Origin of the sequence: Runella limosa DSM 17973 (assembly GCF_000482465.1) — a bacterium.
GTDB classification, from domain to species: Bacteria; Bacteroidota; Bacteroidia; order Cytophagales; family Spirosomataceae; genus Runella; species Runella limosa.
In genome coordinates this window covers 106,370-124,620 of record NZ_KI519432.1, presented here as the reverse complement: position 1 = coordinate 124,620, position 18,251 = coordinate 106,370, and the positions used below count along the sequence as shown (strand labels likewise).

At 44.5% G+C, this 18,251-nt stretch carries 19 protein-coding genes; 15 read left to right on the top strand and 4 right to left on the bottom strand.

Annotated elements, in window-relative coordinates:
- Together K339_RS37805 and K339_RS0131350 are read right to left on the bottom strand one after the other, a co-directional pair.
- On the bottom strand, positions 1-265 hold a 265-nt coding region (locus K339_RS37805; RefSeq protein WP_211243866.1), incomplete at its 3' end, for a hypothetical protein.
- Positions 266-412: 147 nt separating this feature from the next.
- The gene (locus K339_RS0131350) at positions 413-1,624 is read right to left on the bottom strand and encodes a saccharopine dehydrogenase family protein (protein ID WP_028527124.1); all 1,212 of its coding nucleotides are present in this window, start codon (positions 1,622-1,624) and stop codon (positions 413-415) included.
- Between the two features lie 138 nt (positions 1,625-1,762).
- Here K339_RS0131350 and K339_RS0131345 point away from each other — a divergent pair, with 138 nt between their 5' ends.
- Positions 1,763-2,236 (top strand): DUF456 domain-containing protein, encoded by a 474-nt coding sequence (locus tag K339_RS0131345; protein ID WP_028527123.1) that lies wholly within the window; start codon positions 1,763-1,765, stop codon positions 2,234-2,236.
- Positions 2,237-2,443: 207 nt separating this feature from the next.
- Complete coding sequence (locus tag K339_RS0131340) at positions 2,444-4,861, top strand: TonB-dependent receptor (RefSeq protein WP_051398395.1); 2,418 nt, start codon at positions 2,444-2,446, stop codon at positions 4,859-4,861.
- Between the two features lie 249 nt (positions 4,862-5,110).
- Here the strand turns inward: K339_RS0131340 and K339_RS0131335 are convergent, their stop codons facing one another.
- On the bottom strand, positions 5,111-6,220 hold the full coding sequence (locus K339_RS0131335) for a D-TA family PLP-dependent enzyme (RefSeq protein ID WP_028527121.1): 1,110 nt from the start codon (positions 6,218-6,220) through the stop codon (positions 5,111-5,113).
- Positions 6,221-6,482: 262 nt separating this feature from the next.
- Here K339_RS0131335 and K339_RS0131330 point away from each other — a divergent pair, with 262 nt between their 5' ends.
- Positions 6,483-7,481: a ribonucleoside-diphosphate reductase small subunit gene (locus K339_RS0131330; RefSeq protein ID WP_028527120.1), complete on the top strand. Its 999-nt coding sequence runs from the start codon at positions 6,483-6,485 to the stop codon at positions 7,479-7,481.
- Positions 7,482-7,617: 136 nt separating this feature from the next.
- On the opposite strand, the gene K339_RS0131325 is transcribed toward K339_RS0131330, so the two are convergent.
- On the bottom strand, positions 7,618-8,232 hold the full coding sequence (locus K339_RS0131325; protein ID WP_028527119.1) for a deoxynucleoside kinase: 615 nt from the start codon (positions 8,230-8,232) through the stop codon (positions 7,618-7,620).
- A gap of 250 nt (positions 8,233-8,482) precedes the next feature.
- Here K339_RS0131325 and trhO point away from each other — a divergent pair, with 250 nt between their 5' ends.
- From trhO to K339_RS0131265, 12 genes are all read left to right on the top strand, one after another.
- Positions 8,483-9,457, top strand: coding sequence for an oxygen-dependent tRNA uridine(34) hydroxylase TrhO (gene trhO, locus K339_RS0131320; RefSeq protein WP_028527118.1), 975 nt, complete (start codon positions 8,483-8,485; stop codon positions 9,455-9,457).
- Between the two features lie 124 nt (positions 9,458-9,581).
- On the top strand, positions 9,582-9,902 hold the full coding sequence (locus K339_RS0131315) for a nucleotidyltransferase domain-containing protein (protein WP_028527117.1): 321 nt from the start codon (positions 9,582-9,584) through the stop codon (positions 9,900-9,902).
- A 52-nt stretch (positions 9,903-9,954) separates the two neighbouring features.
- Complete coding sequence (locus K339_RS0131310) at positions 9,955-10,662, top strand: SIMPL domain-containing protein (protein ID WP_028527116.1); 708 nt, start codon at positions 9,955-9,957, stop codon at positions 10,660-10,662.
- 123 nt (positions 10,663-10,785) lie between these two features.
- Positions 10,786-11,130: a protein-tyrosine-phosphatase gene (locus K339_RS0131305; RefSeq protein ID WP_028527115.1), complete on the top strand. Its 345-nt coding sequence runs from the start codon at positions 10,786-10,788 to the stop codon at positions 11,128-11,130.
- Positions 11,131-11,154: 24 nt separating this feature from the next.
- Positions 11,155-12,252 (top strand): helix-turn-helix domain-containing protein, encoded by a 1,098-nt coding sequence (locus K339_RS0131300; RefSeq protein WP_028527114.1) that lies wholly within the window; start codon positions 11,155-11,157, stop codon positions 12,250-12,252.
- A gap of 101 nt (positions 12,253-12,353) precedes the next feature.
- Positions 12,354-12,794, top strand: coding sequence for a hypothetical protein (locus K339_RS0131295; RefSeq protein WP_028527113.1), 441 nt, complete (start codon positions 12,354-12,356; stop codon positions 12,792-12,794).
- Positions 12,795-12,805: 11 nt separating this feature from the next.
- Positions 12,806-13,570 (top strand): helix-turn-helix domain-containing protein, encoded by a 765-nt coding sequence (locus tag K339_RS0131290; RefSeq protein ID WP_028527112.1) that lies wholly within the window; start codon positions 12,806-12,808, stop codon positions 13,568-13,570.
- A gap of 40 nt (positions 13,571-13,610) precedes the next feature.
- The gene (locus tag K339_RS35525; protein ID WP_051398394.1) at positions 13,611-15,134 is read left to right on the top strand and encodes a capsule assembly Wzi family protein; all 1,524 of its coding nucleotides are present in this window, start codon (positions 13,611-13,613) and stop codon (positions 15,132-15,134) included.
- Positions 15,135-15,207: 73 nt separating this feature from the next.
- Positions 15,208-15,648 carry a DinB family protein gene (locus K339_RS0131280; protein WP_028527111.1) on the top strand — a complete coding sequence of 147 codons (441 nt, stop codon included), beginning with the start codon at positions 15,208-15,210 and terminating at the stop codon, positions 15,646-15,648.
- A gap of 56 nt (positions 15,649-15,704) precedes the next feature.
- A complete protein-coding gene (locus K339_RS0131275) occupies positions 15,705-16,592 on the top strand; it encodes a heme-dependent oxidative N-demethylase family protein (protein ID WP_229598855.1) in 888 nt (295 codons plus the stop codon).
- 24 nt (positions 16,593-16,616) lie between these two features.
- Complete coding sequence (locus K339_RS0131270; RefSeq protein ID WP_028527109.1) at positions 16,617-17,054, top strand: hypothetical protein; 438 nt, start codon at positions 16,617-16,619, stop codon at positions 17,052-17,054.
- Positions 17,055-17,129: 75 nt separating this feature from the next.
- The gene (locus K339_RS0131265; RefSeq protein ID WP_028527108.1) at positions 17,130-18,233 is read left to right on the top strand and encodes an agenet domain-containing protein; all 1,104 of its coding nucleotides are present in this window, start codon (positions 17,130-17,132) and stop codon (positions 18,231-18,233) included.
- Positions 18,234-18,251 lie beyond the last annotated feature (18 nt).

Sequence of the window (18,251 nt, the reverse complement as noted above, 5' to 3'; positions counted from 1 at the left end):
TGACATGAATATCTTCTGGCATGCTGCTTATCCAGTCATCAATAGCTTTGAGCTCGTTCTCAACTTTGGTGAAAACCCAAGTAGTATTATCTTCACAAGCGATGTGAATAAAGTCACTACTAATGTCGATTCCAAGATAAGTACCCATAACTAAAATAAAAAAAGATGAAACAATTAAATGCCTATAAACAACATTGTGAGACGGGCTAAAATACCCAATGAACTGTCCGTTATCAGCATTTGTCATGAAGGAGAAACCAAACATAACCTCAGTATCTGAGTACCAGTGAGTAATCGGTTTAACTCCTTCATTGCCAAATATTATTTTGAAAAAGTAAATCTACAATGAGTAACCACGGACACATTGAAAAACCTTGACAGGGTTCAAAACCCTGCCAAGGTTAAATAAAGACTAATACTCGTGCGGCAACGGCTGGTTAATTTGCTCATGCCAAGGCAAACCGTGCTGATTGAGTAAATCCATGAATGGGTCTGGGTTTAGCTCTTCGCAGTTCCATACCCCTGCTTTCATCCAATCCGCGTTGGTCAACATCAACATCGCACCAATCATCGCAGGTACGCCTGTCGTGTAGCTAACCGCTTGGGCACGTACTTCTTTCCAGCACTCGGCGTGGTCGCAATTGTTCCACACGTAATAGGTTTTATCTTGGCCATCTTTGATACCTTTGATTTGGCACCCAATCGACGTTTGGCCTGTGTAATTTTCTCCCAATGAATCTGGCGGAGGCAATACGGCTTTCAAAAACTCCAACGGAACGATGTCCATTCCCTGAAACTTAATTGGCGCAATGCTCGTCATTCCTACGTTTTGAAGAACTTCCAAGTGCGTCAAATACGCCTGTCCGAAAGTCATCCAGAAACGCGCGCGCTTCAACGTTGGGAAGTTTTTCACCAGTGACTCCAATTCTTCGTGGTATAAAACGTAGCTTTCTTTTGGTCCAATGCCAGGATAATCAATCGGCTTGTGAATGCTCATGGCAGGAATTTCTACCCACTCTCCATTTTCCCAGTAACGACCAGGCTGCGTAATCTCGCGAATGTTGATTTCGGGATTAAAGTTGGTGGCAAATGCTTTCCCGTGGTTTCCAGCGTTACAGTCGATGATGTCGAGGTAGTGCATTTCATCAAACTGATGCTTGTTGGCAAACGACGTAAATACCTGCGTCACGCCTGGGTCAAACCCACAGCCCAACAATGCCATCAAGCCCGCTTCTTTAAAACGCTCTTGGTACGCCCACTGCCAGCTATACTCAAACTTTGCCACGTCTTTGGGTTCGTAGTTAGCCGTATCGAGGTAGTGAACCCCCGTTTCCAAGCACGCATCCATGATGGTAAGGTCTTGGTAAGGCAAGGCCACGTTAATCACCATTTTGGGCTGAAACGACTTGATAAGCACCACAAGCTCCGCCACGATGTCGGCATCTACTGCGGCCGTTTGAATCGTTACCCCGTGCATCGTTTTAATATCTGCCGCAATTTTATCGCATTTCGACTTGGTGCGGCTTGCAAGCATGATTTCGGTAAAAACGTGCGAATTCATTGCGCATTTGTGCGCAACCACGCCCCCTACTCCTCCTGCTCCTATGATTAAGACTTTTGACATTTTAGTTGTGAGAGATTTGGTGACTGAGCCGCTTTCGTTAGAATTTAACTTCCGCCAGCTCAAAATTTAGTCGGCAAAGATACGATGCGTAAGCGTTTTTTCTGTTATTTGAATGTTAGTTTTTAAACAGTTAACTTCATGGACATCCTTTTACTCATTTTAGGCATTGCTGGGTTGTTGGTAGGGCTTGCAGGTGCCGTTCTTCCCCTCCCTGGACCGCCACTAAGTTTTGTTGGATTGTTGTGTCTTTATTTTTGCAGCTACGCCACCATGAGTTCATGGGTGTTGTACTCGTTTGGGTTTGTGACAGTCATTATCACTGTGTTGGATTATTATGTACCGATTTGGGGCATCAAAAAATTTGGCGGGAGCCAATACGGCACTTGGGGTTCTACGTTGGGGCTACTGCTTGGCTTTTTTGTCATTCCTGCTTTGGGAATATTTTTAGGTGCCTTTTTGGGGGCACTTGTGGGCGAACTTATCGGCGGGATGGCCATCGACAAAGCCTTAAAAGCCGCTTTTGGCTCATTTTTAGGCTTTTTGTCAGGAATTGTGATGAAAGTAATTTTGTGTTTGGCCATGATTATTTACGCCGTTGTGGCCTTGGTATAAGCTTTTTTAAAAACTTTTGACCTGCTGGCGTAGGGGAATTACCGTGACGAGTTGTCATCTTAGCAAATAGCCAAGAAAACAAACCTCTGTAAACTTTCTCCCGTCACCCAGTAGGGGTAGCCTTGTAAATTGTACTTGCCTTTTACAACACCGCTTTTGCTCGGTGACGGGATTCTTTTTGTCTAAAAATCACAATCCTCAAAAGCCATGCAAAGCTCATTCCGTTTTAAAAGCAATCGTTTCCATCACCTTTTTTTGCGTCACTCGTATTTTTTCATCGCAGCCATTGCCCTCTTGCTTTCAACCTCACAAACAACTCATTCCCAAACCCTTACTCAAACTATACGTGGAATAGTGGTGGACAAAAGCCTCCAAACACCCATTGCTGGGGCAAGCATTGTACTCGTAGGAAGCCAACCACTCCGAGGTACGACAACTAGCACAGATGGCGACTTTGCCCTACCCAACGTGCCAATAGGCCGCCAAACGCTGAAAGTGACGTATATGGGCTACAAAGAGAGTATTATGAGTAATATTATGGTCAATGCGGGCAAGGAATTAGTGCTGACCATCGGCCTCGAAGAAGACATCACTCAGTTGGCCGAAATCACCGTTAAACCGACCGTTGAAAAAGACAAACCTCTCAACGACATGGCCACCGTAAGCGCCCGGACGTTTTCGGTCGAAGAAACCCAGCGCTACGCCGCCGCTGTCAACGACCCTGCACGTATGGCGACGGCTTACGCAGGTGTGATGTCGGCCGACGATGGGGGTAACAACATTGTCATTCGTGGTAACTCGCCCAACGGCTTGCTGTGGCGAATGGAAGGTATTGATATTCCCAACCCCAACCATTTTTCGAGCTTGGGCGCTTCGGGTGGTGGCATTTCGATTTTGAGCGCGCAGGTATTGACCAACTCCGACTTTATGACGGGCGCTTTCTCCGCCGAATATGGAAATACACTCTCGGGCGTGTTTGACCTTAAACTCCGCAAAGGCAACAACCAAAAGCGTGAATACACCATTCAGGCGGGACTTTTGGGCTTAGACGTCGCTGCCGAAGGGCCTTTTTCGACCAAGTACAAAGGCTCGTATTTAATCAACTATCGCTACTCTACCCTCGAACTTTTGAGTAAAATTGGTCTTCCCGTTGGTGATTTTGCCCAACGCTTTCAGGATATTTCGTACAACATTTCGCTTCCTACCCAAAAATGGGGGAAATTTACGCTCTTTGGTTTTGGCGGATTGAGCAGCAGCACGGGCGTTGCTAAAGCCGATTCTACCCTCTGGAAAACCGAAGGCGACAAGCGTTTTGATGAAAAATTCAAGTCTAATACGGGGGCTTGGGGAGCAACGCACTCGCTTAACTTCAGTCCCAATGCGTTGTTAAAAACGGTGGTGCTTTACTCGGCCTACGAAAACGGGTTTAGGCAGAAACGCTACACCGATAACTACGTTTTTGAACCTCGCTACGATGAACACTATCAACTCAACAAACTGTCGGTGTCAAGTACGCTCAATTACAAGTTCAACGCCCGCCTTGCGCTCCGTACGGGGGCGATTTGGAGTCTCCAAACGTACGATTTTTTCCGAGAAGCGTGGGATGCCGAAGCGAAGAAATGGGAACGCTACGTGTCGTCTAAAGGCCAAACTGCTACCCTTCAGATTTTTGCGCAAGCCAATTATAAGCTCACCGAACGCCTCACTGCTAATCTTGGGGTGCATACCCTGCGTTTATTCCTCAACAGCCGCCAAAGTATTGAACCACGGGCGTCGGTCAAATGGGACTTGGCTACGGGGCAGTCATTGGCGCTGGGCTACGGACTTCATAGCCAAACTCATCCGCTGGCCTTGTATTTTTATTCTCCAACGGCTGCTGGTGATATTCCAAATCGTTACCCCAACCAGTCGCTTAATTTTACCAAGGCTCACCACCTTGTTCTTTCCTACGACCGACTTTTGAGCGAACATACCCGCCTCAAAACCGAGGCTTACTACCAGTCGCTGTACGGCGTACCTGTCAGCGCCAACCAGCGTGATGCCATTTCTATCCTCAACGTTGCGGATGGTTTTATTTCCAAACAGTTGGCCAACAACGGACGAGGCGAAAACTACGGGTTTGAGCTTACGTTGGAGCGTTTTTTACACAATAACTTTTATTACCTCGTCAGTGGCTCGGTTTTCAAATCGCGCTACCAAGGCTCCGACGAAGTTTGGCGCAGTACGCGTTTTGACGCAGGAAGTGCCGTGAATATATTGGTGGGAAAAGAATGGCAACTAGGTCAAGGCAGGAACAATGTACTGGGTATCAACCTCAAAACCACTTATATGGGTGGCTATCGCACCACGCCCATCGACCTTGCAGCTTCTCGCCGCCAAGGACAAACGGTATGGATAGATGCCCAAACCAACCAAGACAAATTGGATGCATATTTTCGGTCGGATGTACGGGTAAGTTGGAAACGCAATAAAAACGGCTTCACCAGTACGCTTTCTCTCGACCTTCAGAATGCCACCAACCGTCAAAATGTCTATAACCATTTCTTTGATTCTAACCTGAACGAAGTTCGTACCGTTTATCAGTTACCCCTCATTCCTGTCTTGAACTACCGAGTGGAGTTTTAAGAAGTAGTGGGCCATTACTTGCTCTCCTTTCTAAATTTATAATCAGTTAAGGTGACCTAAAACGGGTATGTACAGGCCGATTCTCAAATCGTATGTGCTGACAGATTCTCAAATCTGTCAGCCGAGGTTTCTCAAAACCTCGTGAAGCGCTCGATTCATTCGGTTTTGAGAAACCTCAAGCGGCGGTTAGGAGTAACCGCCTTGCACATTACCTTCCCGAAAGTTCCAAAACTTTCGAGAAGGTGCCCCCTACACGGTGATTCTACGCTTGCGCCCTAGCACCTGCCACGTATCCACCACTGACTGATTTTCAACAACGTAGGCTTCGTCGTAAAGATTTACCGTAGGACAAACGTGAAATGGCACGCCGTACAACACATCTCCGACGTTGATATTTTCCCAATTTTCTACGCGGATAACGCCATGCTCTTCACTTTGTCCAACGAGTTCGTAATTGTCAAGATTCAAAAAACGAATCCGTTTGTCAATCGGATTTTCGGCCGAGACGGCTTTGTGGCCCATGTCCACCGTAATAAAACCTGCTTTTGGCTTTGAAATCACGCGAGTGAGTACCAGTGCCGCGTACTCAAACGGCTGTTCGGGTAGTTTATCGCCGTAGCCCCAGTCCCACAACACACAAGTACCTGGGCTGCAATACGTTTCGGCGTGAAGTGCGTGTACGGTAAACGTAGGAGTTCCCCCTGCAACAATGATGGGGCGCGGTAAATTTGCCTCAGCGATGGCTTCTAAGAAATGTTGGACATCCACAAATCCATCTTCCACTTCGTGACGACGCGACTCAAAATCGGGCGTCCGCAAGTGCCCATCATATACGTGCAAACCGTGACAGCTACTATTAGGAAGTTGGTGCAACAATTGATAAAGGCCAAGAATATCGCCATCAAGGGCATGCCCCGAGCGATCCATCCCGTTGTTGACATCTAAAAACACGTCACTGACCAAGCCACTTGCGCCAAAAACATCGTTATGTTCTTTTGCGACCGACGCACTATCAATCAACGAAGCCACAAAAACGTCGGGATACTGTTGACGGAACGCCAGCAAACGCTTTACTTTCGGCCCCATCAATTGGTGGGCAATCACCACGTACTTCGCTCCTGCCATGGCGGCCATTTCGGCTTCGGCAATGGTGGCACACTTAAATTTTGAAATCCCTGCGGCGAGCATCATTTTGACCACCTCAGGCATTTTATTGGTTTTCACGTGCGGGTACAAACGCTCGGCATCGCCCGCAATGTCAATCATCTTTTGAATATTACTTGCCACTCGCTCTTTATAAATCAACAACGACGGCGAATCTGCTTGCTCCTCGTTTTGGAGCTTATACCATGGAGACATAAAGGTTAATTTGGGTGAATTGTCCAAAAATACGATGGTTCGTTCAGACTTTCCAAACGCTTATACGTAGGTCGCATAAAAATATCAAGAATTTACTTTTCGGAACTATCTCAAATGAAACAAGTTAGCACCAACAGAGGTTGTATTTTTTTACTTACTTGAAAAGGAGGTGCGCTACGTCAATGACACAGTCCGTCAAAGTTGGTAAATTTGTTACGCTAAAATCCCCCAATACACTTTAACATCTAGCTATATTAATATTATGTCACAATCCGAAGTCACCAACGCTGTAGAGCCCCTGTTGGTTGAAGACCCCCACCGCTTTGTACTTTTTCCTATCAAACACCACGATATTTGGCAATTTTACAAAAACCACGTAGCAACGTTTTGGGTGGCCGAAGAGATTGACCTTGCCTCTGACCTTCAACACTGGGAAAACCTCAACGACGGCGAGAGACACTTCATTTCGCACGTTTTGGCTTTCTTTGCGGCATCCGATGGTATCGTTAACGAAAACTTGGCCGTCAACTTCCTAAGTGAGGTACAATACGCTGAGGCTAAGTGCTTTTATGGATTCCAAATTGCGATGGAAAACATCCACTCCGAAACGTATTCATTACTCATCGACAGCTATATCAAAGACCCCGCCGAAAAAGACCGTATGCTCCGCGCCATTGACACGATTCCGTGCGTGCAGAAAAAAGCCGACTGGGCTTTGCGTTGGATTTCTAACGGTTCGTTTGCCGAGCGCCTTATTGCTTTTGCAGCCGTAGAAGGTATCTTTTTCTCAGGTTCTTTTTGCTCGATTTTCTGGCTTAAAAAACGTGGTTTGATGCCTGGTTTGACGTTCTCAAACGAACTTATCTCACGGGACGAAGGCTTACACCGCGACTTTGCCTGCTTGCTCTATACCGACCACATTGTCAACAAGTTACCCGAAGAAAATATTTACAGCATCATCCGCGATGCCGTAGCGATTGAGCAAGAATTCGTTACAGACGCCTTGCCTGTATCGCTCATTGGGATGAACGCGACCTTGATGAATCAGTACATCGAATTTGTGGCCGACCACCTTTTGGTATCGTTGGGATTGAAGAAAATCTATAATTCAACCAATCCATTTGACTTCATGGACATGATTTCGCTCCAAGGGAAAACCAACTTCTTTGAGAAGAAAGTAGGCGAATACCAAAAACCTGGCGTGAAAAACTCTAGCAAAGAGCGTGATGTTCAAACCATTAGCTTCGATGCTGATTTCTAGTTTGAAAACCTCCTGACACTGCAACAAAAAAGGAAGCCTAGGCTTCCTTTTTTGTTTACTGAGTATGTCGTCGGTCGGGTTGTGAGCAACCCGACTCACCCGTGCAGAGGGTTGCTCACAACCCGATCGACCTGCTCTACCTATACCCTAGTGTACGGTTCATTTGAGAGATAATGTACTCAAAATCCTCGGGGTTACTTTCAAAATCTAGGTCATTGACGTCGATCGTCAGTAAGGTTCCGTCGATGTAAGTATCGGCAAAATTTTCGTACAATCCGTTAAGATTGAGCAAGTATTCATCGCTGATGGTTTGTTCAAATTCGCGTCCACGCTTCTGAATCTGACGGCGGAGTTTGGGCAAATCAGCCTTCAAATACACAATAATATCGGGGGCTTTGATGGCGTTGGTGATGGTTTCGTACATCATCAAATAGTTCTGATAATCACGGGTTTCCATCAAGCCAGAATCGGCCAAATTTTTCGCAAAAATAAATGCATCTTCGTAAATCGTACGGTCTTGAATCACCGTCTGATAGTGCATCGAGCGAATCTTTTGGGCTTGCGAAAAACGACTGTTAAGAAAAAACACCTGAAGATTGAACGACCAGCGCGCCATGTCTTCATAAAAATCGGCCAAGTAAGGGTTTCCTTCTACGGCTTCGTACAAAACTCCCCACTTATAGTGTTCTGAGAGCTTGCGAGCGAGCGTAGTTTTACCTGCTCCGATGTTTCCAGTAATTGCAATGTGCATGATAGGGTAGAGTTAAACCGTTATGATAAAGTTTTAAGGGGTGGTATCGATTTTTAGGCGAAAACTTTCATAAAAAGTATGCGAATATAGTCAGACTTTTATACTTTTTCTGACTCATGCTCTTACTTCTCGGCCAGCTCCTAAGTTTTTTGTAATTTTGCAGGAACGTTATTTGCTGATTTTCAATTTCTAACTATACCACAGAAAAAATAGAACTCAGCTTTATGTTGTACTTCTTATTATGAGTCAAATGAAACCTTACAGTGTTCTTTTATACTATCAATATGTGCCCATCGAAGACCCACAGGTCTATCGCGATGCGCAACACGAATTTTGTGTCAACAACAACCTCCTCGGACGCATCATCATCGCTCCTGAGGGGCTTAATGGTACGGTATCGGGCCTCATCGAAGATTGCGAAGCCTACATGCAGTGGGTGAAAGCCGACCCACGTTTTGCGAGTATCGACTTCAAAGTGGAATACCACGAAAATCATACGTTCCAAAAACTGCACGTACGCCTCAAAGAAGAGATTGTCAACTCTGACTTGCCCGTGGATCCACTCAAACAAACGGGGGTACACCTAGAGCCAGATGATTTTAAGCAAATGCTCAAAGAAGACCCTGATTTGGTGGTAATCGACATGCGCTCCAACTACGAGCACAGCGTTGGGAAGTTCAAAGGGGCGATTACGTTTGATATGGAAAACTTGCGCGAATTGCCGCAACATATTCAAGAAATTGAGCATTTGAAAGGTCAAGGTAAAAAGATTGTTACTTACTGTACGGGCGGTATCAAGTGCGAAAAAGCCAGCGCTTACCTCCTCGACCAAGGGTTTGACAACGTTTATCAGCTCCACGGCGGCATCATCAAATACGGACTAGAAGCAGGCGGGGAAGATTTTGAGGGAAAATGCTACGTGTTCGATAACCGCCTCACGGTGGATGTGAACCAAGTCAATCCAAAAGTAATTTCGACTTGCTACGTTTGTGGTACACCTTCCGACCGCATGATCAACTGCGCCAACAACGAGTGCAATATCCACGTACCGATGTGCGAAGACTGCGGTTGGAAAATGGAAGGGGCGTGTTCGGAGGCTTGTAAATGTGTGCCCAACAAACGAGTTTACGACGGTACAGGCTACTACCCCCGCAAAAGCGACCATTACACGCCACTTCAAGGGCTCAAAAGCTTTAAAAAGTCCACAAAAAAGGCCGAAGCTTAGGAGCTTGTTTATGTTGCTCGTCCCGACATCCAGCCATGCTCGTCCCGACATCCAGTCGGGACGCCCACGGCATAAAGTCTCCGACTTAAAACACAAATAGCTGATATACAACAGTTTTTATTCGATGACAACTACGGATGCAAACGTATTTGGGTTAACCGAGCGCGACCTACAAACACTACGCAATGTATTTGCGGCCTATCCTGAGGTAGAAGAAGTCCGGATTTTTGGAAGCAGGGCCAAAGGAAATTACCACAAAGGCAGTGATGTGGATTTGGCCGTGATGAATGAAGGTGTTAGTGTCAAAAGCATTCGTGCCATTACCGCTTTATTATCCGAAAGCTCATTGCCCTACCGAGTCGATTTAGTCAATTTTCCTGCACTTTCATATCCAGATTTCATTGAACATATCAATAGAGTTGGCAGGTTGATTTATAGAAAATGAAGAGCTAAAACGCATTTTTAATCAAATGAGGTTCCAATATAACTTACTCACCATGAAAAAATTACTATCACCTTTGTTGTGCTTATTGTCAGTCTGTACGCTTACATTAGCACAAACAAAAAATTTCATTGACCTTCCATACATTGAGGTGAGTGAGAGCAAAGACACATTGGTAACTCCCAATCTAATTTACTTAAAAGTTGTGATTTCTGAAAAAGATAGTCGCGACAAAATATCCCTCGAAGAACAAGAGAAAAAAATGGTTGCATCGTTAAAAGGACTGGGAATCAGTATTGAAAATGATTTAACAACAAGTGATATAATTAGTAATTACAAATCGTACCTTTTTAGACCAAAAGAGATTCTAAAACTCAAAGAATATCTATTAAAAGTTACCACTGCTGATATGGCCAGCAAAGTAATTATTAAGTTTGAAGAACTGGGAATTTCAAATATTTCTATCGACCAAGTAGAACACTCAGATATTGAAACCATAAAAAATATTTGTAGAATAAAAGCTATTGAAAAATCACGAATAAGAGCCACTTCTTTGACCAAAGCTATTTCACAGTCCATTGGAAACGCTATTCACATTACAGATAATGAAACAAATACCGACAACATACTTCAAGGAAGGGTAAACGGGATTAGCATACGTGGTTCTTCTGAACTCTATCAAGCTCAGTATAATGCTCCCAACATCGAATTTGAAAAAATAAAAATAAGTGCCTCTGTAACCGTGAAATATGTATTAAAGTAAACCTATGCAAAATTAAACGAAAACAATTATCACATCTTCTAACCCCATGCCTTTAGGCTGGGGATATCCACAATGAGAGTGCTTCGGGAGCTTCTTTTTTAGGCAAAATAAAAATTTTAAGCGATGACCGAAAAGCCCAACGTGCTCGTTATCTGTGGCAAAAATAAAAAACGGAGTAAAACCGCAGGGCATCTGTTTCTGAACGACAACCGTATTCGCATCCGTTCGGCAGGATTAAGTCCCAAAAGCAACCGAAAAATCTCCGAAAATGATTTACATTGGGCTGATTTAGTGTTAGTGATGGAATACGAACATAAATCAAAAATTAAGGAGCTTTACAGGCATTTGGAACTTCCTACCATCGAGGTGCTGGCCATTGCCGACGAATACGAGTACATGGACGAAGAACTCATAGAAATCCTGAGCGACAGAATCAATGATACCCTAAAGCGTATATATGCGATTTAGGCAAACAGCCATTTATGTCAACCAATGAAATTCAGCATAAGCGATTTTAGCATTTTGATGGGGGGTGGTATTGCGCTTTTGGTGGCCATAGGCGTTTGGTTGAGAAACAAACAGCAGTCGTCCGCCGCTAACTATTTTCTCATCGCTTTTTTGCTCAACTGTTTTATTAGCATTTTTCTCAAAAACCTGTATTTCAATCGGTTATTTGAGCACTTCCCTCATTTGCTCAAACTCAACCACCCGCTCGGATTACTGCGTCCCGTCACCTTTTACCTGTATTTTTACTTTTTATTTCGCCCGCAAGTGAGGTGGCAAAAAATCCAGTGGCTTCACTTTGCTCCTACGCTTCTGGTGCTGGTTTATACCTTGCCTTTTTATTCCCTAAATGCCCGCGACAAAGTGCTTGTTTTCCAGCAAGCCCTCCCCGACCCTGCCCCCAATTTTTGGGCATTTGCGGGCATTACTGTGTCGTTGGCCGTAGGTTATTTTTTTCTATCGGTATATGAGTGGTGGCGTTTTCGACCAATCTCCGCACAAATCTCTTTGCCCAAAATCGTTTCCACCCGACGTTGGCTACTACTGTTGCTCGTGGGTTATGCCCTTTATCTACTTTCGTCGGTGCTTATTTGGCTCCTACCCTATCCCCAATACGAATATTTTTCCTACCAAATCATCTCCCTTTTTTTGATGGCAGGTTGCATCAAACTCCTCAGTCAGTCCGACTTACCTACGTACCAAATAATTCCTCCGAAGTATGCTAAGTCTAACCTCGTTGGTTCCCAAAAAACACAATTACAACAGGAACTTCACCGATTAATGCGGGACGAAAAGCTGTTTTTGAACGAAAACCTGCGTCTAAAAGAAATGGCACAAAAAATGGGCATCAACGAAAACCAACTTTCTCAGCTTATAAACGAAGGCGAAGGAATGAGTTTCAACGATTTTGTCAATAAATTCCGCGTTGAAGCCGCCCAAGAGTTACTGGGTTCGGAGCAATTTTACAAAACGACGATTGAAGCCGTAGGGTACGATGTTGGGTTTGGGACGAGGGCTTCTTTTTACAACGCTTTTAAGAAATTTACGGGACAAAGCCCCAGCGAATTTCGTCGAAAAAGCAGCTAAATATTGTCCAATCTTACCATTTTTGACGATTATAGGCATTTTTAGACCTACTCTTGCCAAAAAATTCACCAAGTTTCAAAAACCAACAAGAGTAGTCTCCCATGAAACAATCACTTTATTTTTCGCTTAAAACAATCGTCGCTGCCTTTATCTTTGCAGTATTGAGTCCTTCAGCCAACGCCCAATCGGTCTGGATCATGGATTTTGTGGAAGTCAAAAATGGCAAAGAAGCCGAAGTGGCGTATTTTATTCGTCAAAATTGGCAGGTTTTCCGCGTAGAGGCCCTGAAACAAGGCATCATTACGTCTTATAAAGTGCTAAAAACTACTCCTGATTCGACGGCGGCATTTCGCTATATTCTGATGACAGAATACGCCGACAGTACTGCTGTAAGGCTCAGTGAAGAACGTTTTCGACCTATTTTGAAAGCATTACGCCCCAACGGCCCCCTGTTTTTAAACGAAAGCCGTCCCAAAGATTTTTGGCAAATTCCGATTTCAAAACAGGCAGTAACGTTTATTCATTCAAACGAAAAAAAGTAGCCAAGTAACCCATGAAATTCGACACACATGCCCCAACTGCCCGACTCCAGCCGTACATTAAGTATTTTGTGGTGTCGGAAAACGACCAAGAAAGCGACTACAAAGTCTTTCCGTCGTCGGGGCTTGTGATTGGATTTCAGTACCGAGGCCAGCTTACTTCTTACCAAAACGGCACTGTCCAATCGCTTGCTTCGGCGGGAATTACGGGGATGTCCGACAGTTACAAAATTTTCAAAAATTCCGCTCATATCGGCACTATTTTGGTTTATTTTACCGAGACGGGTTTTGCCCATTTTGCCTCTCAACCCACGCACGCACTTTTCAATTTGAGCCTGTCGTTGGAGCATATTTTTGACAAAAACACCATCCAAGAAGTTGAGGAAAAATTGGCAGCAGCCACCACCGACAAACAACGCCTCCGAGTCGTGGAGCAGTTCTTTCTTTCCCAACTCAAAGACATCGAAACCGATAAACTTATCGTGGAGGCGGTTAGGCTAATTTACGAAAGCAAAGGAAGCATTCGGGTAAAAGAACTCAACGAACGGCTGTTTATCAGCGCCAGTCCGTTTGAGAAACGTTTCCGAAAAGTTGTGGGTACGACGCCCAAAAAATTTGCGTCGATTGTACGTTTTAACACCGTTTTAGCTCAATTTGACCAACAAAAATCGCTGACCGATATTTGCTACGAAAACCATTTTTTTGACCAAGCTCACTTCATCAAAGACTTCAAACAATTTACGGGAGATACACCCGAAAACTTCAAACGCTTCTTGTAGAAAAACGATTTTTCACAATCACAGGCCCACCCATTATCGAATGAAAATTTTGTACATTTATGCTTTTGATTACACCAGCATCCTGCCTCAACTCAGTCGGTTTATGTATCATCGCTTTATCTGTACACTCTTTTCATTCCTCTGTTTTGGGTTAACTTCAAACGCCCAAGAAGACTCCACTCGTTTTTTTGTGGAAACAGGTGGAGTGGCCGCTACCTCACAGCACACACCGTTTTGGCTTCGTTCTAACCAATTTGGAAGCGTTCCTCTCTCTAATCCATTTGTGTTTGTGAAAACAGGGGCGCAAGCTTTTATCGGAACAAAACCCCGCAAAGCCCAACTTCACCTACAAGGCGAAATTATAGCCAATGTAGGGCGTACTTCTTCCGTCATTTTACCCGTGGCATCTGCCACCTTTCGTCATCGCCAATTTGAAGCCTATGTAGGTCGTCGCAAAGAATTTTTTGGGTTGGGAGACACCCTACTTTCCTCTGGTTCTTACGCTTGGTCGGGCAATGCCCTGCCCATCCCCAAAGTACATATTGGCACCAAGGGGTTTGTCTCAGTCCCTTTTACCAAAGACATACTGGCTTTTCATGCCACATTTTCTCACGGTTGGTTTGGTCGCCAAGATTCGGTTCATAATTACTACTTACATCAAAAAAGTTTTCACGGTCGAATCGGGAAACCCACATGGAAAGTCAACTTTTTCTTAGGGTTGCTCCATTATGTACAGTGGGGTGGTACGCCAGTTCATCCCATACAAGGAGTCCTTACCGATGGCAAATATCCTTCGTCTTTCAAAGACTACCTTTATTTGACCATTGCCAAATCGCCCGAAGGCACCAGTTACTCCGAATTTGAAACGTTCAATCAAATTGGTAACCATTTGGGTTCTATTGATCTTGCTTTTTCGTACAAACAAAGCAATTGGGACGTATTATTGTACCACCAACACCCCTATGAAGATAAATCTGGTCTAGCTTTTACCAATTTCCCCGACGGGTTGTATGGGCTACGTCTCAAAAACGCCAAAGCAAAAACAGGGCGTGGGCTTCATATTTCTCAGGTGACCCTCGAATACCTCACTACGCTTGATAAAGGCAATAGTATGAATCCTGATTTGCGCAATAGGTACGAACCCGACCCTTATTTTAGACATGCCCAATATACAACCGACTGGACTTATAACCATTTCATCATTGGAACGCCCTTTTTTACCCGCTACTTTGACATGAACCCCACACTCATTGCCCCAGCTTACGTCAATAAATTGACAAGGGGCTACTACGTGGCCAACAATAGCGTAGAACTATTTCATGCGGGATTAGATGGCACCATTGGGCAGGTCACACGCTTCTCTACTCGAATTTCATACAGCAAAAACTTCCCAGAATACTTTAAGGACGTGTTTGCCAAAGCGAACCAATTTTCATACCTAGCTACTTTTATTTTCCCTTGGAAAAAATACGGACTCGAAACCAAAGCAACAATTGCATTCGATTATGGTCAACTCTTTGACAAAAACCTTGGAATAATGTTTTCGGTGAAGAAAGGCTGGTAGCCTAGACGGTACAATAATAGGTTTCAAGCCCTTATCTAAGAATTATTATATTTGTGAAGTAAACCTTACAAATATGCCTAAACAACTCCTGAACGACCTACTCTTACAAAATCAATTGACATGCAGTTTTGCCTTTCAGCAAATTACGCCCGAAAATGCACATTTACGTCTCAACCCCCAAACTGCTTCTGTTGGGTTCATTTATCGACATGTAGCCGAAACCATGAACCTATTTGGGTATTTTCTAGGAATGCCTAGCGAAGTAACCAACACCACCATGGGGCACACTGACGAAGGCCAGGGCAATGATGTAGAAGCAAGCCATGTACTGCTCCAAAAGGGGTTTAATATGTTGCAAAATTGTATCAATTCAACCCCTGACGAGGCTTGGAACGCCCCCATTGATACGCCCTTTTTTGGTACGGTTTCGCGCATGAGAATCTTTTCTCACGTACTTTTTCACAATGCCCATCATGCGGGACAAATTGCTTTAACACTGTCCAAAGGGGCTTAGATATTACAATCATGCTGCTGCCTTATTTTCCTTTCGAGGAACGTTACTCTTTTACCATGGGCACTTTTCCCCTCAAAGAAACCGACCCACTGGTAGAAGTAGATGAGCACTATGTGGCCGAAATAACCGAAAAACGGCACCTACTTGCTGAAGATCACGGTTATTATTTCAACGCGCTGCCCGAAACACATTTGGCGCAATGGGAAGTGCTCGACAAGGTGCTTCGGGCATTGGTAGCTTTCTACCCTCAGCATTTTCAGTTGACGATCAAAGACGACCGTTGGCATTGGCATAATCACCTTTTGGACGAACAGCAGTCTTTTGTATTTGAGGACAATAGTAGCCTTCCTTTCTTGCCCCTCGATTGGGTAGGCCGCCAAGTACAGGAAGATTTACTCCTGATGGCCAACGATGAAGCCGTCACGCTCAATGCGGGGCAATTGTGCTTTCCCAACGACTGGGATTTGGGTGAAAAGTTTGGCAAATCGTTTTTGGACATTCATACGCACATTCCTAAAGTACTGAGTCCTATGATGATGACGGCACAAAAGCTGATGGAACGCATTCTCCCTCATCGACCCGTGTGGCGTCTCAATTGGAATTTCAAAATCCACAACGCGTTAGATATGTCGTCGAAGTATTTTGTGGCTTCGCGAAAAGAGCTGGCAGAAGTAGGCCCTACCCTCACCCTCGACACCCTCGGCGAACGGTTGTACTTACGCGTGGAACGCCAAACGTTGACTCGCCTACCTCGTTCGGGCTATATTTTGTTTGGGATTCATACCTACCAGAATACGCTCGCCAACGAAGCCAAAGATCCCGACCGCGCACGACGGATGTACCAAGTCCTGGAAAGCGCTCCGCGTGAAGTCATTCAGTACAAAGCCATTCCGTTTTTTGAAGAGGCATTGATGAAGTATTTAAAACGAAACGAAACCTTATAGGTTTCAAAAACCTATAAGGTTTATATGAAAGAATCTCATTACATTTTAGAAAAGGGCATCGCTGAACTCGATGCAGATACCCTCTTGATTGATGACAACGCCAAGCGTGAATGGAGCTATGAACTGGTCATCGTTGTTTCGTTGGGGGTCATGGGAACAGCCAAACTCCACAAAGGAATAGAAAGAAGCAACTATTTCGATATTGCTTTAGGAGTTATTTTTTTTGCAGTTACGGCCTTGACCTTGTGGAATTACCGATTTAGAACTACCTACCAGAAGGAAATCTTACTTTCGGAAATAAAAGAAGTAGTTTTTACTAAAAGAAAAACAAAATGGCTTGGTGCTAGTATTGTTTTAAAAACAGGTAAGTACCGCCTTATATCTCTCGATGAAAATTTTGACGGAGAACGCTTTATTCAAATGCTGCAACAGCGGGGAATAAAAGTAAGGCTTGGGCGTTAAAGCGAGCTGTATTAAACCATAAACGTAAACGAAACCTTATAGGTTTCAAAAACCTATAAGGTTTGGACCGACCCAATGAAAAAGCTTTTTTTTAACCTTTATTTCCTCTTTTTTCTACTAACACTCTCAAGCGCTGCCCAGCCTAAATCAAGTTTTGAGCCGCAACGTACGTGGGTATGTATGATTGGCGTTTTGGAATGGGCAGATGCCAATAGCTTTGCCTCTTTTGAGAAAAAAGGACGCGTCGATGCCAAAATCATTCAATTTTTCCAAAAGCAAGGCGTACCTTCCGAACAAATCCTCTACCTCAAAGACCAACAAGCTACCACCAAAGCCATTCGGGCAGCGATGGCACCGTTTTTACGTCAGGCCAAACCCAACGACGTTCTTTTTTTCTACTACTGCGGTCATGGCTATAAAAACGACGCCAAAAAAGTGTGCTTTGCTAGCTACCAAGGTACCGACTGGTCGGTCGAAGAAATGGTACGAACCGTTAACGATAATTTTGCGGGAAATACCGCCTTCTTTACCGCCGATTGTTGTAATTCAGGAGGATTATCGCAGGAGGTTCGTAAATTTCCCCAACGTAATTATGTCGCGCTCAACTCCGTCGTTCCCACCAATGTCTCGACGGGCAACTGGACTTTTTCCAATGCTTTGTTGTACGGTCTGAAAGGAGAATCGTTTGTGGATACCGACCAAAATGGTAACATTACGTTGGGTGAACTCGCCAACTACATCGACGAAGAAATGGCCGTCGTAGAAGGGCAAAAAGCCGCTTATTTTGTTCCCGAAACTTTGCGCACTTGGGCCATCAGCAGCAACGTCCCTCCCAAAAAAGACAAACGCATTGGTCAGCGCATCCAAGTGGATTATGACGGCACCGATTGGCTGGGATTTGTCGTGGATAGCGACGCGGGAAAGAAGTTCAACGTTCGTTTTTACAGTTATACCAACAACGAAACCGATTGGGTAGCATCCTCGCGTTTAAAACCATTTGTTTGTCCCAAAAGCTATCCCCTAGGTTCGTCCGTTGAGGTGTATTATGACGACGATAAAAAATGGTATCCCGCCAAAGTTTTAAAAACGTATTCGTGTTTACACTATATTCATTACAACGATTACGGCAGCGAATGGGACGAATGGGTGTCTCCTACCAATATCCGACTCAAAAAATAAACCAATTAACTATCACCT

Excerpts from the sequence above, each read along its gene's own strand:
- K339_RS0131350 (WP_028527124.1), bottom strand. The coding sequence starts at position 1,624 with ATGTCAAAAGTCTTAATCATAGGAGCAGGAGGAGTAGGGGGCGTGGTT.
- K339_RS0131345 (WP_028527123.1), top strand. The coding sequence starts at position 1,763 with ATGGACATCCTTTTACTCATTTTAGGCATTGCTGGGTTGTTGGTAGGG.
- K339_RS0131340 (WP_051398395.1), top strand. The coding sequence starts at position 2,444 with ATGCAAAGCTCATTCCGTTTTAAAAGCAATCGTTTCCATCACCTTTTT.
- K339_RS0131335 (WP_028527121.1), bottom strand. The coding sequence starts at position 6,220 with ATGTCTCCATGGTATAAGCTCCAAAACGAGGAGCAAGCAGATTCGCCG.
- K339_RS0131330 (WP_028527120.1), top strand. The coding sequence starts at position 6,483 with ATGTCACAATCCGAAGTCACCAACGCTGTAGAGCCCCTGTTGGTTGAA.
- K339_RS0131325 (WP_028527119.1), bottom strand. The coding sequence starts at position 8,232 with ATGCACATTGCAATTACTGGAAACATCGGAGCAGGTAAAACTACGCTC.
- trhO (WP_028527118.1), top strand. The coding sequence starts at position 8,483 with ATGAAACCTTACAGTGTTCTTTTATACTATCAATATGTGCCCATCGAA.
- K339_RS0131315 (WP_028527117.1), top strand. The coding sequence starts at position 9,582 with ATGACAACTACGGATGCAAACGTATTTGGGTTAACCGAGCGCGACCTA.
- K339_RS0131310 (WP_028527116.1), top strand. The coding sequence starts at position 9,955 with ATGAAAAAATTACTATCACCTTTGTTGTGCTTATTGTCAGTCTGTACG.
- K339_RS0131305 (WP_028527115.1), top strand. The coding sequence starts at position 10,786 with ATGACCGAAAAGCCCAACGTGCTCGTTATCTGTGGCAAAAATAAAAAA.
- K339_RS0131300 (WP_028527114.1), top strand. The coding sequence starts at position 11,155 with ATGAAATTCAGCATAAGCGATTTTAGCATTTTGATGGGGGGTGGTATT.
- K339_RS0131295 (WP_028527113.1), top strand. The coding sequence starts at position 12,354 with ATGAAACAATCACTTTATTTTTCGCTTAAAACAATCGTCGCTGCCTTT.
- K339_RS0131290 (WP_028527112.1), top strand. The coding sequence starts at position 12,806 with ATGAAATTCGACACACATGCCCCAACTGCCCGACTCCAGCCGTACATT.
- K339_RS35525 (WP_051398394.1), top strand. The coding sequence starts at position 13,611 with ATGAAAATTTTGTACATTTATGCTTTTGATTACACCAGCATCCTGCCT.
- K339_RS0131280 (WP_028527111.1), top strand. The coding sequence starts at position 15,208 with ATGCCTAAACAACTCCTGAACGACCTACTCTTACAAAATCAATTGACA.
- K339_RS0131275 (WP_229598855.1), top strand. The coding sequence starts at position 15,705 with ATGGGCACTTTTCCCCTCAAAGAAACCGACCCACTGGTAGAAGTAGAT.
- K339_RS0131270 (WP_028527109.1), top strand. The coding sequence starts at position 16,617 with ATGAAAGAATCTCATTACATTTTAGAAAAGGGCATCGCTGAACTCGAT.
- K339_RS0131265 (WP_028527108.1), top strand. The coding sequence starts at position 17,130 with ATGAAAAAGCTTTTTTTTAACCTTTATTTCCTCTTTTTTCTACTAACA.